This is a genomic window from Enterococcus cecorum DSM 20682 = ATCC 43198 (assembly GCF_000407565.1).
Classification (GTDB): Bacteria; Bacillota; Bacilli; order Lactobacillales; family Enterococcaceae; genus Enterococcus_E; species Enterococcus_E cecorum.
This window is the reverse complement of the sequence record NZ_ASWI01000001.1, coordinates 14,443-29,147: the sequence shown is the minus strand read 5'-3', so window position 1 is coordinate 29,147 and position 14,705 is coordinate 14,443. Positions and strand designations below refer to the sequence as shown.

General features: G+C 38.5%; 11 protein-coding genes and 1 other annotated feature. Of the genes, 6 read left to right on the top strand and 5 right to left on the bottom strand.

What is annotated here, in order from left to right; all coding sequences use genetic code 11:
* Positions 1-65: 65 nt before the first annotated feature.
* On the bottom strand, positions 66-2,480 hold the full coding sequence (gene leuS / locus I567_RS00245) for a leucine--tRNA ligase (protein ID WP_016250252.1): 2,415 nt from the start codon (positions 2,478-2,480) through the stop codon (positions 66-68).
* A 292-nt stretch (positions 2,481-2,772) separates the two neighbouring features.
* Positions 2,773-2,980 (bottom strand) — a binding site (T-box leader).
* Positions 2,981-3,090: 110 nt separating this feature from the next.
* Entirely contained in the window at positions 3,091-6,051 is a 2,961-nt protein-coding gene (locus I567_RS12230) for a C40 family peptidase (protein WP_016250251.1), read from the bottom strand.
* A 376-nt stretch (positions 6,052-6,427) separates the two neighbouring features.
* On the opposite strand from I567_RS12230, the gene I567_RS00235 reads away from it, so the two are divergent.
* The 4 genes from I567_RS00235 (at position 6,428) to I567_RS00220 (ending at position 9,190) form a co-directional block, all read left to right on the top strand.
* Complete coding sequence (locus I567_RS00235; protein ID WP_016250250.1) at positions 6,428-7,078, top strand: phosphatase PAP2 family protein; 651 nt, start codon at positions 6,428-6,430, stop codon at positions 7,076-7,078.
* A gap of 49 nt (positions 7,079-7,127) precedes the next feature.
* On the top strand, positions 7,128-8,090 hold the full coding sequence (locus I567_RS00230; RefSeq protein ID WP_016250249.1) for a TIGR01212 family radical SAM protein: 963 nt from the start codon (positions 7,128-7,130) through the stop codon (positions 8,088-8,090).
* Positions 8,084-8,653 carry a tRNA (mnm(5)s(2)U34)-methyltransferase gene (locus I567_RS00225; RefSeq protein WP_016250248.1) on the top strand — a complete coding sequence of 190 codons (570 nt, stop codon included), beginning with the start codon at positions 8,084-8,086 and terminating at the stop codon, positions 8,651-8,653. Before I567_RS00230 ends, I567_RS00225 begins: the two co-directional genes overlap by 7 nt.
* Positions 8,654-8,728: 75 nt before the next feature.
* Positions 8,729-9,190: a hypothetical protein gene (locus tag I567_RS00220; RefSeq protein ID WP_016250247.1), complete on the top strand. Its 462-nt coding sequence runs from the start codon at positions 8,729-8,731 to the stop codon at positions 9,188-9,190.
* Between the two features lie 48 nt (positions 9,191-9,238).
* On the opposite strand, the gene I567_RS00215 is transcribed toward I567_RS00220, so the two are convergent.
* Positions 9,239-10,033, bottom strand: coding sequence for an alpha/beta hydrolase (locus I567_RS00215; RefSeq protein WP_016250246.1), 795 nt, complete (start codon positions 10,031-10,033; stop codon positions 9,239-9,241).
* 269 nt (positions 10,034-10,302) lie between these two features.
* On the opposite strand from I567_RS00215, the gene I567_RS00210 reads away from it, so the two are divergent.
* Complete coding sequence (locus I567_RS00210; RefSeq protein WP_231940218.1) at positions 10,303-11,787, top strand: DUF1538 domain-containing protein; 1,485 nt, start codon at positions 10,303-10,305, stop codon at positions 11,785-11,787.
* Positions 11,787-12,425: a P-II family nitrogen regulator gene (locus I567_RS00205; protein WP_016250244.1), complete on the top strand. Its 639-nt coding sequence runs from the start codon at positions 11,787-11,789 to the stop codon at positions 12,423-12,425. The genes I567_RS00210 and I567_RS00205 overlap by 1 nt, the downstream gene beginning before the upstream one ends.
* A gap of 45 nt (positions 12,426-12,470) precedes the next feature.
* Here the strand turns inward: I567_RS00205 and I567_RS00200 are convergent, their stop codons facing one another.
* Together I567_RS00200 and I567_RS00195 are read right to left on the bottom strand one after the other, a co-directional pair.
* Positions 12,471-13,217: a ChbG/HpnK family deacetylase gene (locus I567_RS00200; protein ID WP_016250243.1), complete on the bottom strand. Its 747-nt coding sequence runs from the start codon at positions 13,215-13,217 to the stop codon at positions 12,471-12,473.
* 23 nt (positions 13,218-13,240) lie between these two features.
* Complete coding sequence (locus tag I567_RS00195) at positions 13,241-14,704, bottom strand: family 1 glycosylhydrolase (protein WP_016250242.1); 1,464 nt, start codon at positions 14,702-14,704, stop codon at positions 13,241-13,243.
* Between the last annotated feature and the right edge of the window lies 1 nt (position 14,705).

Sequence of the window (14,705 nt, the reverse complement as noted above, 5' to 3'; positions counted from 1 at the left end):
TTAAAAATAATAGCAAAACAAGCACTCACCTCCTAGTGCAGAGGATAAGTGCTTGTTTTTATTTGCTAGTTTGCTACGATATTTACCAATTTATTCGGTACAGCAATCACCTTGCGGACAGTCTTGCCAGCAATTTGTTCTTTGATTTGTTCATTGGCTAAAGCAAGTTCTTCCAAGGCTTCTTTACTACTATCGACTGGTACCATTAGTTTGGCACGGACTTTTCCGTTGATTTGGCAAACAATTTCTACTTCTGATTCAACTAAAGCTGCTTCATCAAAGGTAGGCCATGGCACATAAGAAATGCCGCCTTCATTGCCTAAGATTTCCCACAATTCTTCAGCGATATGTGGAGCAATTGGCGCTAATAATTGAACAAAACCTTCAATATAGGCATAAGGAAGTGCATCTGCCTTATAAGCTTCATTGACAAAGACCATCATTTGAGAAATAGCTGTGTTAAAGTGTAGATTTTCGAAGTCTTCTGTCACTTTCTTCACAGTTTGGTTATAGACTTTATCTAATTTACCATCGTTAAAGGTCGTGATACGGTCTCTAAGTTTACCATTTTCATCAACAATCAAACGCCATACACGGTCTAAGAATTTACGGCTACCTTCAAGGCCATTTTCACTCCAAGCAATTGAGGCGTCCAATGGTCCCATAAACATTTCATAAAGACGTAAAGTATCAGCACCATATTGTTTCACGACATCATCAGGGTTTACGACATTGCCGCGAGATTTAGACATTTTTTCATTGTTTTCCCCTAAAATCATTCCTTGGTTAAATAATTTTTGGAATGGTTCTTTGGTTGGTACTACGCCTAAATCATACAAGAATTTATGCCAGAAACGAGCATACAATAAGTGTAATACCGCATGTTCAGCTCCCCCGATGTAAATATCTACTGGCAACCATTGTTTTAATTTTTCATAATCGGCCAAAGCTTGTTTGTTGTGTGGATCAACATAGCGTAAGAAGTACCATGAACTACCCGCCCATTGTGGCATAGTATTGGTTTCACGACGACCTTTCAAGCCTGTCTTAGGATCGACCACATTGACCCAATCTGTAATGTTGGCTAATGGTGATTCACCGGTACCACTTGGTTTGATATTATCCGCTTTAGGTAAACGCAATGGTAATTCTTCTTCGCTTAAAGCGGTAGTTGTGCCATCTTCCCAATGAATGATTGGAATTGGTTCGCCCCAGTAGCGTTGACGTGAGAATAACCAGTCACGAAGACGATAGCTGACTTCTTTTTTCCCTACGCCATGTTCTTCTAACCAAGCCACCATTTTATCAATGGCTTCTTGTTTATTTAAACCATTTAAAAATTCAGAATTGATATGTTCGCCATCTTCAGTAAATGGTGCTTTAGTTACATCGCCACCTGCTAAGACGGGGATAATTTCTAAATCAAATGTTTTCGCAAATTCAAAATCTCGGTCATCATGTGCCGGTACTGCCATAATTGCCCCAGTTCCATATGAAGCAAGCACATAATCCGCAATCCAAATTGGTATTTCTTTTCCATTGACTGGGTTAATTGCATAAGCTCCGGTAAATACCCCAGTTTTTTCCTTAGCTAAATCAGTACGGTTTAAGTCAGATTTTTTCGCTGCTTGGGCGATATAGTCTTCCACAGCTTGCATTTGTTCTGGTGTCGTAATTTCTTTTACTAAGTCCAATTCTGGCGCAAGTACGGTATAGGTAGCCCCAAATAAAGTATCTGGACGAGTGGTAAAGACGGTAAATTCTTTATCTGTACCGGCCACTTTAAAGGTTACATTCGCCCCAACCGAGCGACCAATCCAGTTTCTTTGCATTTCTTTGATACTTTCTGGCCAGTCTAATTCTTCTAAATCATCTAATAGGCGGTCTGCATAAGCCGTGATTTTCAACATCCATTGACGCATTGGTTTACGAATCACATCATAACCACCACGTTCACTCTTACCATCGATGACTTCTTCGTTGGCGATAACTGTTCCTAATTCAGGCACCCAGTTTACCGCAACTTCTGCTTCATAGGCTAATCCTTTTTCATATAATTTGGTGAAAATCCATTGTGTCCATTTGTAATATTCAGGATCAGTCGTGTTGACTTCACGATTCCAGTCATAACTAAAACCTAAAGAATTAATTTGACGACGGAAGGTTTCGATATTTTTCTTGGTAAATTCTGCTGGATCATTGCCGGTATCTAAAGCATATTGTTCCGCAGGTAAACCAAAGGCATCCCACCCCATTGGATGTAAGACGTTATAGCCTTGTGCCCGTTTGAAACGAGATAAAATATCAGTTGCCGTATACCCTTCTGGATGGCCAACGTGTAAGCCTTGCCCAGATGGATAAGGGAACATGTCTAGTGCATAGAATTTTGGCTTATCGGGATCTGTTGTTGTATTGAACGTATTGTGAGCAGCCCAATACTTTTGCCATTTTTTCTCAATGGTCTTGTGATTGTAATTCACTTGCTTTTCCTCCTAAAAAATATGGTATATCTTGAACCTTAGACTAGCTAAAGGGTCCTGATGAAATCATGTCGTGTGAACACTTCATATATTGATTGCTTATCCGCTCGTAGCTGATCGGCCTTATACACGGTGTTCGAAGGGTAGCTACATCGCATCTAAGCCGGTCTGTCTAGGAAAATCTTTAAATACAGTGGATTTCCCTGACATTCCGGACAAACTTAGCTGCTAGTAGCTAATCGACCCTTCTCACAACCTTATACAAAAAGTCCTATAAGGAACGTAATATTCCCTATAGGACGTCATTCACACGTGGTACCACCTATTCTTCATCAGACATTGCTGACCTTGAACATGTTAACGATTGTCACCGTGGATGCCTACTACTTTCAGCACCCATCACTTCAAGGCGAGCTTCAAAAGTTGTCAGGAGTATTTGCACCAACCATACTCTCTCTGAATCTGCATCACTTTTTACTGTTCCTTGTCAATGTGAAGTATAAGTTGGTTTTATCGTAACAAATTTTACAATAAAATTCAAGTTAACAATCGTTCTCTTCTACTATTTTCCGTATTTGCTATAGCAGAAATGTTGTCTAGGTTAAGATTATTACATCCGTACAGCAAAATCAGGTGCAAAATTTGCTACTGAGCCAATTTTTACAAAGTCTCCAGGCTCTGAAGCATAAATATATGAACCGTTTCCTAAAGCAATCGCTACATGGTAACTACTACCTTGAGAACCCCAAAAATACAAATCCCCTGCTTTAGCTTGATCAACAGAAATAATTGTACCAGCTTTTTCTTGAGCTACTGTATTGCTACCAATATCACGTCCTGTTACTTGCAAGAACACATAGCGAGTATAACCCGAACAATCAAAACTATCTGGTCCTTTCGCCCCCCAAGCATAAGGTTTTCCAATATGTTTATTTGCTTCAGCTACAATAGCCGCTCTATTTAAGTTATTCGAAGAACTATTCGTATTCGTTGTATTCAAACTAATTAAATTAACTGTAGCTGACGAATTACTTGTTTGACTTACCAATAATTGTTTACCCGGATAAATTACATCACTAGTCAATCCATTCATATTCTTTAATTGACTCACAGATAAGCCATGTTTATTAGCAATTGCCCAAAGGCTATCTCCAGAAGCAACCGTATATGTCTTACTAGTGCTTGTTGACGTATTACTTGACGTTGTCGACACTTGGCTTGGTGCTGGTGTTGTCGTAGCTATTTTACTTGGCGCTGTCGTACTTGTATTATTCCCTTGACCTACTTTTAATGTTTGGCCTGGATAAATTACATCACTAGTCAATCCATTCATATTCTTTAATTGACTCACAGATAAACCATGTTTATTAGCAATTGCCCAAAGGCTATCTCCAGAAGCAACCGTATATGTCTTACTAGTGCTTGTTGATGTATTACTTGACGTTGTCGGCACTTGGCTTGGTGCTGGTGTTGTCGTAGCTATTTTACTTGGCGCTGTCGTACTTGTATTATTCCCTTGACCTACTTTTAATGTTTGGCCTGGATAAATTACATCACTAGTCAATCCATTCATATTCTTTAATTGACTCACAGATAAGCCATGTTTATTAGCAATTGCCCAAAGGCTATCTCCAGAAGCAACCGTATATGTCTTACTAGTGCTTGTTGACGTATTACTTGACGTTGTCGACACTTGGCTTGGTGCTGGTGTTGTCGTAGCTATTTTACTTGGCGCTGTCGTACTTGTATTATTCCCTTGACCTACTTTTAATGTTTGGCCTGGATAAATTACATCACTAGTCAATCCATTCATATTCTTTAATTGACTCACAGATAAACCATGTTTATTAGCAATTGCCCAAAGGCTATCTCCAGAAGCAACCGTATATGTCTTACTAGTGCTTGTTGATGTATTACTTGACGTTGTCGGCACTTGGCTTGGTGCTGGTGTTGTCGTAGCTATTTTACTTGGCGCTGTCGTACTTGTATTATTCCCTTGACCTACTTTTAATGTTTGGCCTGGATAAATTACATCACTAGTCAATCCATTCATATTCTTTAATTGACTCACAGATAAGCCATGTTTATTAGCAATTGCCCAAAGGCTATCTCCAGAAGCAACCGTATATGTCTTACTAGTGCTTGTTGATGTATTACTTGACGTTATCGACTCTTGGCTTGGTGCTGGTTTGGTTGTCGATGAAGAAACCGTATCTTGCGAAGATACTTTGGTCTTGGTATTAAGTTTTTGTCCTGGATAGATAATATCGCTAGTTAAGTGGTTTATGCTCTTCAATTGGCTCACAGATAGGCCATGTTTATTAGCAATCGCCCATAAACTATCACCGGATTTGACTGTATAAATTGTATCACTTGTTTGATTAGTAGGTGTTTGTGTACTTGTCTGACTACCTGTGGGAATACTTGGAGTTGACTCAGGCGTAGGTGTTGTCACATTATTACTACTAATAATTCGAATTTTCAAGACTTGTCCTGGATAGATAAAATTATTTTGTATATTATTTAAACTACGTAAAGTATCCATCGAAATACCGAATTGATGGGCAATCTTCCAAACTGAATCGCCTGCTACCACAGTATAAGTCTGAGCGTTCGAAGTGGTTGGGTTGTTAGATACTCCCGGTGTACTCGGAGTTGGAGTCACAGCTGTATTTCCCGTTCCTGTTTGAATCGATAATTTTTGTCCTACATAAATCATATCACTGGACAAATTATTCCAACTTTTCAATTGTGTAATAGTCACACCAAATTTGCGTGAAATTGCCCATAATGTATCACCAACAGAAACAGTATAAGTTGAGCCACCGAGATTACCAGTAGATTGACTTGGGTTATTAACTACTCCTGCATTGTTTTCTGAACTAATCCCTCCACCAATCACTGTAGAAGGAGTGCCATTACTCGCAGTATCGTATCGCGTTAGCCCGTATGTTTCAATAATACGGTTTAACGAAGTTGCATAGTTAGGATCGGTTGCATAACGTCCGGTTAACCAGGCTGTAGCATCACGATATGAAGTTGTGTTACTCTTCCAAGCCCCAGCATAGTAGTAGACCCCAGATTGGAAAGAGACCGTTCTTAACGTACGCGCATTATCCATAAATGATTCTGCATAAGAAGGATAGCGACGGAAAGGCTCATTTTTCGTTACCCATTGACCGTTTAAAAATTCCAATGTATCCATGTAAACGGTTTGACCATTATAGCTTCCTTTAATACCGAACAAATTATAGTTGGGTGCTTGAGCTAGCGTACTTTGCCCCCACGCACTTTCTAAAATCGCTTGAGCCATCATAACTGAAGCATATAAATCATTGGCATTGGCTACAGACTGGGCATGTGGGGCAATTTGATTGATAAATTGTTGTTGACTAGATGCACTGCTATATTGCACAGTATCTGCCTGAACATTCACCGCAGGCATTAATGGGGCAGCCACACTTACAGCCGTCACAGTACTCCCCACAACCGCAGCTGTTTTACTTAATTTTCGATATTTTTTATGATTTGCTGTATGATGTTTCACTTGATAACCAGTATGTTTTTTCATTTTCTATCCTCCAACATCAATAAATTATCGATTCTAAAATATTATTTTATAAAGACTATCCAAAAACCTTTTAAACAAACGTATGTACCTGTAAAATGTTCATCTAAAAGCTCAAGATTTATTATACACCAAAACAAAAAGCTTTACTTTAAAAACGAATGAAATTCATCAATTTGTTATATTCTTAATCGAAGGGTTAAACTTTTCCTCCACGAAGGACACATTTCTTTATAAAAATTTAGAAAAACAGCGCGTATTTTCACTACTTACTACTAAAAAACTACTATTTCGGCTATAATAGAACTCAAACTTATTCATTTGACGTAATATGACTGAAATGTTTAAGAAAATTATTCGTATCTAGAAAGGAAAAGACATGACGAAAAACAAACTTTATTATCAATTTGCCGGTAGCTGCTTTTTACTACTATTTGCGGTTTTGACTTACATCGCTAAATTTTATCCGACAACTCTGAAAGGCTTTGACACAACGATCAGTCAAACCATTCAAGCGCTACGTCCACAAGGTACCGCCTTTTTTAGTTGGATAACCAAATTTGCCAATGTGATTACCATGGTCATCTTAACCATCGCCATTATAGCCGTCTTAATCTATGGACAGCGCAAACTAGAAGCGCTTTGGTTAAGTGCTGGCATGATTGGTGTGGCTTTAGCTTTAACAAATATAGTGAAAGTGTTAGTCCATCGCCTACGTCCAAGTGGTGAGCATCTGGTCCACGCGCCAGGCTATAGCTTTCCTAGTGGGCATTCTTCTGGTAGTATGGTTTTATATGGGACACTGATTTTCTTCGTGCCACTTTTTATTCACAACAAGACCAGTCAACGCATTTGCCAAGTTATCCTCGCTTTATTCATCTTGCTCATTGGGTGTAGCCGTATCTATCTTGGCGTGCATTATCCAAGCGATGTCCTGGCTGGCTATTCACTAGGCTTAGGTTGGTTGCTGTTGACCTATCCTATTTATGCCGAAAAACGTTTTGTCCAAGAATTTAACAAACGTGCTTAATCCTTTTTCGGCTCAGAATCATAATATCATAATATAAGGAAGTTATTAGATGAAATTTTTATATGCAGAAGATCAAAATAAACGTTATCACTCATGGAATTATGCCTTAAGACAACAATTCGGTGAGAAAATCTTTAAAGTTCCGATTGATGGTGGCTTTGATTGTCCGAACCGTGATGGCACTGTGGCTCATGGTGGGTGTACTTTTTGTAGCGTATCTGGCTCAGGGGATATGATTGTCGCACCTGAAGATCCACTACCGATTCAATTTCAAAAAGAGATTGATATGATGCATCAAAAATGGCCTGGCGTTGCACAATATATCGTCTATTTTCAAAACTTTACCAATACACACGCACCACTAGCCGTCATCAAAGAACGTTTCGAACAAGTGGTGAATTTGCCTGGAGTGGTCGGCTTATCGATTGGGACACGTCCGGACTGTCTACCTGATGATGTCGTGGAATACTTAGCTGAACTGAATGAACGCCTTTATCTTTGGGTCGAACTAGGCCTACAAACTACCTATGAACAAACCAGCGAGCTAATCAATCGCGCCCATAGCTATCAAACGTATTTAGACGGTGTTGCTAAATTACGCAAGCACAATATTCGTGTCTGCGCCCACTTGATTAATGGCCTCCCTGGCGAAACTTATGAAATGATGATGGAAAATGTCAAACGAACGATTCTAGATTCCGATATTCAAGGGATTAAATTGCACCTACTTCATTTGATGCGCAATACCCGCATGCTCCGAGATTATCACGAAGGACGGTTGCGCTTATTAGGCTTTAAAGAATATGTCGATATCATTTGCGACCAATTAGAACTGATTCCACAAGACATTATCATCCATCGTCTAACCGGAGATGCACCATTTGAGTCGATTGTCGGTCCGATGTGGAGTTTGAAAAAATGGGAAGTCCTAAACGCCATTGATCAAGAAATGTTGCGCCGTGATTCTTATCAAGGCAAATTCGATATTCGTAAGCAGGTGAACATATGCTAAAAACTGCCTTACATTTTAGCCATCAACTCTTAAGGGAATGCGTACAGCCTGGGGATATCGTAGTTGATGCAACGATGGGAAATGGCCATGATACCTTGTTTTTAGCCGAATTAGTTGGAGAAAAAGGTCAGGTTCACGCCTTTGATATTCAGCAACAAGCGCTCGAGCAAACCACCAAACGTTTAAGTGAGGCCAATCTAACCTCGCGTGTTGCTTGCCATCTAGTAGGGCATGAGCATGTTCTAGACTATTTAGCCCCAGAAGATCAAATCCAAGCAGCTATTTTTAATCTAGGTTATTTGCCGAATAGCGATAAGCACTGTATTACACTCCCTGAAACAACCCAGCAAGCTTTAGACGGGCTCTTATCGCGACTAAAGGCTAAAGGACGCATCATTGTGGTCAGCTACTATGGTCATGCCGGTGGAGCAGAAGAATTACAGGCCGTTGAGCAATACTGCCAAGCGCTCCCCCAAGAAAGCATCAATGTGCTGAAATATCAATTTATTAATCAAAAAAATCAACCCCCGATTCTATTTTGTATTGAAAAAAAACGACGCTAAAGTGATTTGTGCTTTAGCGTTTTTTTGGTACAATCATATTGTAAACGTTTAAATTTAGATAAGGAGCGAGCAAATATGAAAAAGAATTTATCCATTATTCTTTTAGTGATGATTGTTGTGGGACTTAGTTTTTTGGTAGGACGTTTCAGCCAACCCAGTCAATTAGAAGTATATCAGGTCAATTTTCAGGATTTAGAAGATTTGGATTTAAAAGGCTTAAAACTGGTTAGTAATCAAAAGCAAGCCGTAGTCACGAAACTACCGCAAATAGACAATCTCATTGATGAAAAAGTGAAAAATATTGCAGTCGTTATTACCGCAAAAGATCAAGAAATAGCAAGTGTATCTCGTAGTATCGAATGGCAGAATGGACAAGTCAAAGGATTAACAGACGCAGAGCTTAATGTAGCGATTCCTAAAAAGATTAAGATTACGCCTAAAGATATGCTAACCGCTAAAGTCACGCTCCACTATCAAGAAGGATTGCCTAAGAGCCAAACATGCAAAGTAAAACTACAACAATTTTTGCAAAAATAAATAAAAGCGTACCTACCTCGTAACCAATGAAGTAGATACGCTTTTTCCTTAGTTTGTTTGTTGCATGATTTCTTGCATCCAGCTTAATACCGTTTGAATCCAAGTATCCCAAAATTGCCATTCGTGTGCTCCTGGACCGGTTTTAAAAGTCACGTCAAAGTCATTTTTCTGCATGAGGTCCACAACAATTTGACTCGATAACAAGAGCTCATCTTCCGTCCCACAACAGATGAAAAACTTGCTCTTTTGTTCCTTTTGATAGTGGGTAATTTGATAGATAAAGTCGTTTTCTGAAGTTCGCCAAGTTTCTTCTGGGCCAAAAATGCCGCGCCAATAACTTGCATCGCGCACTTGGAATAATTGTTCTTTAGCTTCAACCAAGGTAAGCATTCCTGACATCGCCGCAATTCCCGCAAATTTTTCTGGACAAAGCAAGCCTAGTTTTAATGCGCCAAAACCACCCATGGAAAGCCCAGCTGCAAAAGTCTTTTCTCGTTTAGTCGTTAATTGTGGGAATAACTCATGACAAAGCTGTGGTAATTCCTCCGAGATAAAAGTCCAATATTTCATATCATATTGCGTATCTGTATACCACGCTAGGTCCGTTGACGGCATAATCACCGCAATCTCTAAGTCTTTTACATAACGCTCAATTGAAGTACGTCGGTGCCAAACACTATGATTGCCGCCCATTCCATGTAATAAATATAAAACTGGAACATCTTCTGTCGCACCTATACTATTTGATCCGAATTTTTTATATGTTTGTTGTGGTAAAATAATATCTATCATTACTTCCATTCCTAAAGTATTGGAATAAATATTTGCTTGTAAAAAAGCCATCTCACTTGTCGCTTCCTTTATTTTGATTTTCGTTTACATTGTACTAGATTTTTTGAAAAATAGCACTAACTTTTATTTGATTACTTGTATTTTTTCATTTTAAATTAAGTCTAACTCTAAATTTAAAGCGTTATCTTTGATTCGTTCTGGCAACCATGTTACAATTCAGATAACAAATTTATTATTTTATCGTTTTATTTTATGTAGATTTTTCTTTCATTCCAACGGATAAAATAATATTTAGTTGACCAAATTTCATTTTAGAGGTGATGTGTTTGCAGGTTTTACAAGCAAAATTTAAGGAAGTCTTTTTCTCCGTTTTACCGATTACCCTTATTGTCATATTGCTACATTTGACGATTAGTCCGGTACCAGGTGCAGTTTTATGGCGCTTTTTAATCGGTGAAATGTTTGTGGTGATTGGCCTAACTCTATTTTTAATCGGGGTAGACTTAGCGATTCATCCATTGGGCGATTTAACTGGGACTTTTCTCGCTAAGACCAACAAATTATGGACCGTACTACTCGGCGGCATTGTCGTTGGATTTTTCATCTGTGCGGCGGAACCAGACTTAATTGTTTTAGCCAACCAAATTGAACAAGTCACGCAAAAAATGATGGCTAGTACCACCTTACTCATGAGCGTTTCATTGGGAGTTGCGGTGATGTTAGCCATTGGTTTCTTGCGGGTTTTCTATAATTTTCCACTTTATAAGTTATTACTTGGTATCTATGGACTTATTTTCCTATTAAGCATACCAACTAATCCAGCCTTTTTAGCCATGGCCTTTGATGCTTCAGGCTCAACTACGGGGGTTTTGGCGGTTCCTTTTATCTTGGCGCTATCTGTTGGGATTTCTAAACTGAAGAAAGATAGTAAAGCCTCCGAGAAAGATAGCTTTGGACTGGTGGCGATTGCTTCTAGTGGCGCAATTTTGGCCGTTTTACTTTTACACTTACTCAGTCCTAAAAATGCGCTCGCTACACCAGCGTTTGAACTTACCAATGATAACCAAGCCATCTGGTCACATTTTGCTCATTTGCTTTTCCATACCGTCAAAGAAGGAACCATTTCTGTATTCCCATTATTTCTGATTTTTGTCGTCTTGCAGCTCTTGAGTTTTAAATTGAAAAAAAGAGAAGTTTATCGGATGTTCATAGGATTTGGCTATGTGCATATTGGTTTAATCATCTTTTTACTTGGTGTTAGTGGCGGACTGATGGATATCGGCGGACTCATCGGCCATCAACTTGCAAGTTTTGAGGGTAAAACTTGGATTCTAGGGGTTGGTCTCATTCTAGGGGTCGCAACTATTCTTTCAGAACCAGCCGTCTATGTACTAACCGATCAAATTGAAGACGTCACAAGTGGTTATATCCAGAAAAAAGCAATACTAGCCTCCCTTGCAGTCGGTGTGGGGCTGGCCGTCTTTCTTTCTGTCTTGCGGGTACTCGTGCCACAAATCCAGCTATGGCATTATCTATTACCAGGGTATCTTTTGGCTTTGGGATTAATGTTTTTCACCCCTAAAATGTTTATCGGGATGGCCTTTGACGCGGGTGGAGTAGCTACTGGACCAATGACTGCTACGTTTATCCTCTCCTTTATCCAAGGAGCTGCTGATAAAATCGAAAGTGCCAATCTGATTATTGATGGGTTTGGTATGATAGCCCTAGTTGCATTAATGCCAATTATTATGTTAGAGTTATTAGGTGTCTTATTTAAATTGAAAAATAAACGGGAGGGAATCTGATGCAAGAGATTTATTTTATTGTCAACTGTGGTCTAGGTAGCAAATTACTCAAAAAGGCGAAAAAACTAGGCATGCGTGGGGGCACTATATTGCGTGCACATGGTACGATTGAAAATTCTCTCTTACATTTATTTGCCCTTGATGATCAACGAAAAGAAATTGTGATGATGGCTGGTCCGAGCACCCTTTGCCGTGAAGTCATGCAAAAATTGGCCCAAATCTTTCATTTTGAAAAGCCGAATCATGGAATTGCCTTCTCACTACCCTTGTTCAAAGTTTGCGGTGTGAGTTGTTATCCTGACCAAGAATATCCTAAAGAAAGTGAGCAAAGTGCTATGTACCAATCAATTTTGACTATTGTAAATCGTGGAAAAGCCGAAGATGTGATTACAGCAGCCAATCATGCAGGGGCAAAAGGTGGCACCATTGTCCATGGACGAGGTGCTGGCATCCATGAAACAAGTAAATTATTTGCGATGGATATCGAACCGGAAAAAGAAGTGGTCTTAATTTTAGCCAAAGTCAATCAAGCAAAAGACATCATCCAAGCCATTCGCACCGAGCTTGAAATCGACAAACCCGGCAATGGCATTATCCTCGTACAAGAAGTTCTGGAAACGTATGGGATATATGAATAATAAATGGACAGCTATCCTCACCAAAAGATAGCTGTCCATTATCATTTATTTTAGTTCTCTAATAGACACAGATGATACATTGTGCTCCGTCAACCATGACTTCAACCAAGGACTCGTTAAAAATTCACATTCCATTGGACGAATTCTTGTATAGCTAGAATTTTCAAGAATAAAATTATCTAAAAATCCTGGATGAAAGACTCCTAAATAATTTTCAAGAGAATCCTCTACCTTTAGCGAAGTGAATATATCTCTTGGATTGTAAAGGCCTTCCTGATTCAAGGAAATAAAAGGCAACATTGCAATTTTATTTTTTACTTTCCACTGTTCATTCATTGGATCTAGGAAATATAAATCTTTTTCAAATGAAACCTGCTTAATAGTAGAAATAAAATCCGAACAAAAAATTGCATGCCCATCGATATAATCAGGTTGACGCCCAACAAGCTTTTGAAAATTATCTATTTGAGCTACAATCTCATTGCGCATCTCGTCAAAATTTACACGCTCGACATAATTTTCAAAGTTCTTACCCTTTAAATAGAAATTCCCTGCAGAATCTACCAAAGATGGAACCTTATCAGGACTTAAAACCGGCTTACCTAAGCTAATATTTACATGTAAACCGATGCACAAATCTTTGACTTCAACTAGTTGTAACGCATGCTTTGCCGAATCCATATTAACCATCAATCCAACATTTTTAACTACGCCTTCATTAATCGTTTCAGCAATTCCATAATTCACACCTTTACAAATACCAAAATCATCTGCTCTAAAAATAATATTCATATTTCTTACCTCGCCCGCTCGTACTATAGACTTTCACCATTTGAAGCAATCACTTGTTTGTACCAGTCAAATGATTTTTTCTTTGTACGTGATAATGTGCCTTTACCTGAATTGTCTTTATCTACATAAACAAATCCATAACGTTTGTCCATTTCACCTGTTCCTGCAGATACTAAATCAATACAACCCCAAGGAGTATATCCCCATAATTCAACGCCATCATATTCAATTGCTTCCTTCATTTGTAAGATATGTCGGCGCAGATAGTCGATACGATAATCATCATCGATTGTACCATTTTTAATTTTATCTATAGCACCTAAACCATTTTCTACAATCATTAACGGTAAGCGATATTTATCATATAAGCGATTTAAGACAATTCTTAACCCAATCGGATCAATCGGCCAACCCCATTCCGATTCTTCAAGATAAGGATTTTTGATGCCTCCTAATTGATTACCAGAACTTTTCTCTGCATCACCTTTTTGTTTAGCGATAACGGCAGAATTATAGTAACTAATGGAAATAAAATCTACCGTACCGTTTTGTAACTCCTCTTCATCACCAGGTAATTTTTCTAATTTAAAGTGATTACGTTTGAATTCTTTTAATTTATAATTTGGATAACTACCGCGACATTGTATATCATAGTAAAAATCTTTAAATTCTCTTGAAACCTTCATTTCTTCTAAAACATCTTCAGGATTGCAAGATTGTGGATAAAACAAAATATTAGCAATCATCGCACCAATTTTAAATTCTGGATTGATTTGATGTCCAAGTTGCACAGCTTTTGCACTGGCTAACAAAACATGGAAGATTGATTGTTGTTGCTTGTTATAATCAGAAGCTTCTGTAATACCTAATGTCGAATAGTCTCTCAAAAAATTGATTTCATTAAATGTCAACCAATATTTCACTTGATGCTGATATCTTTCAAATATGGTTTTACAATAATCTAAAAACATATTTATGGTTTTGCGACTATACCATCCGCCATACTTCAATGCAATATTTAGCGGTAAATCAAAGTGATTAATGGTAACTAAAGGTTCAATCTGATACTTCTTACACTCCGCAAAAACTGCTTCGTAAAATTGTAATCCTTCCTCGTTTGGACAAACATCATCACCATTAGGAAAAATACGCGACCAATTTATCGACATTCTAAACACTTTAAAGCCCATTTCGCCCATCAAACGAATATCTTCTTTGTAATGATGGTAAAAATCTACTGCTTGATGACTAGGATAATAAGTATTTTCATCAATAACAGGTTTTGCGTCTGTAGGTATTTCTTCCCATCTAGGAATCCATTTTTTCGTTCCATCAGCGAGTTCAATTAATATTTTTCGTACTTGTGTCTTAGTACCACCACTGATTACATCAGCAACTGCCAAACCTTTACCGCCAGACAAATAGCCTCCTTCATACTGATTTGCGGCTGTTGCACCACCCCATAAAAAGTCTTTTGGAAATCCCATA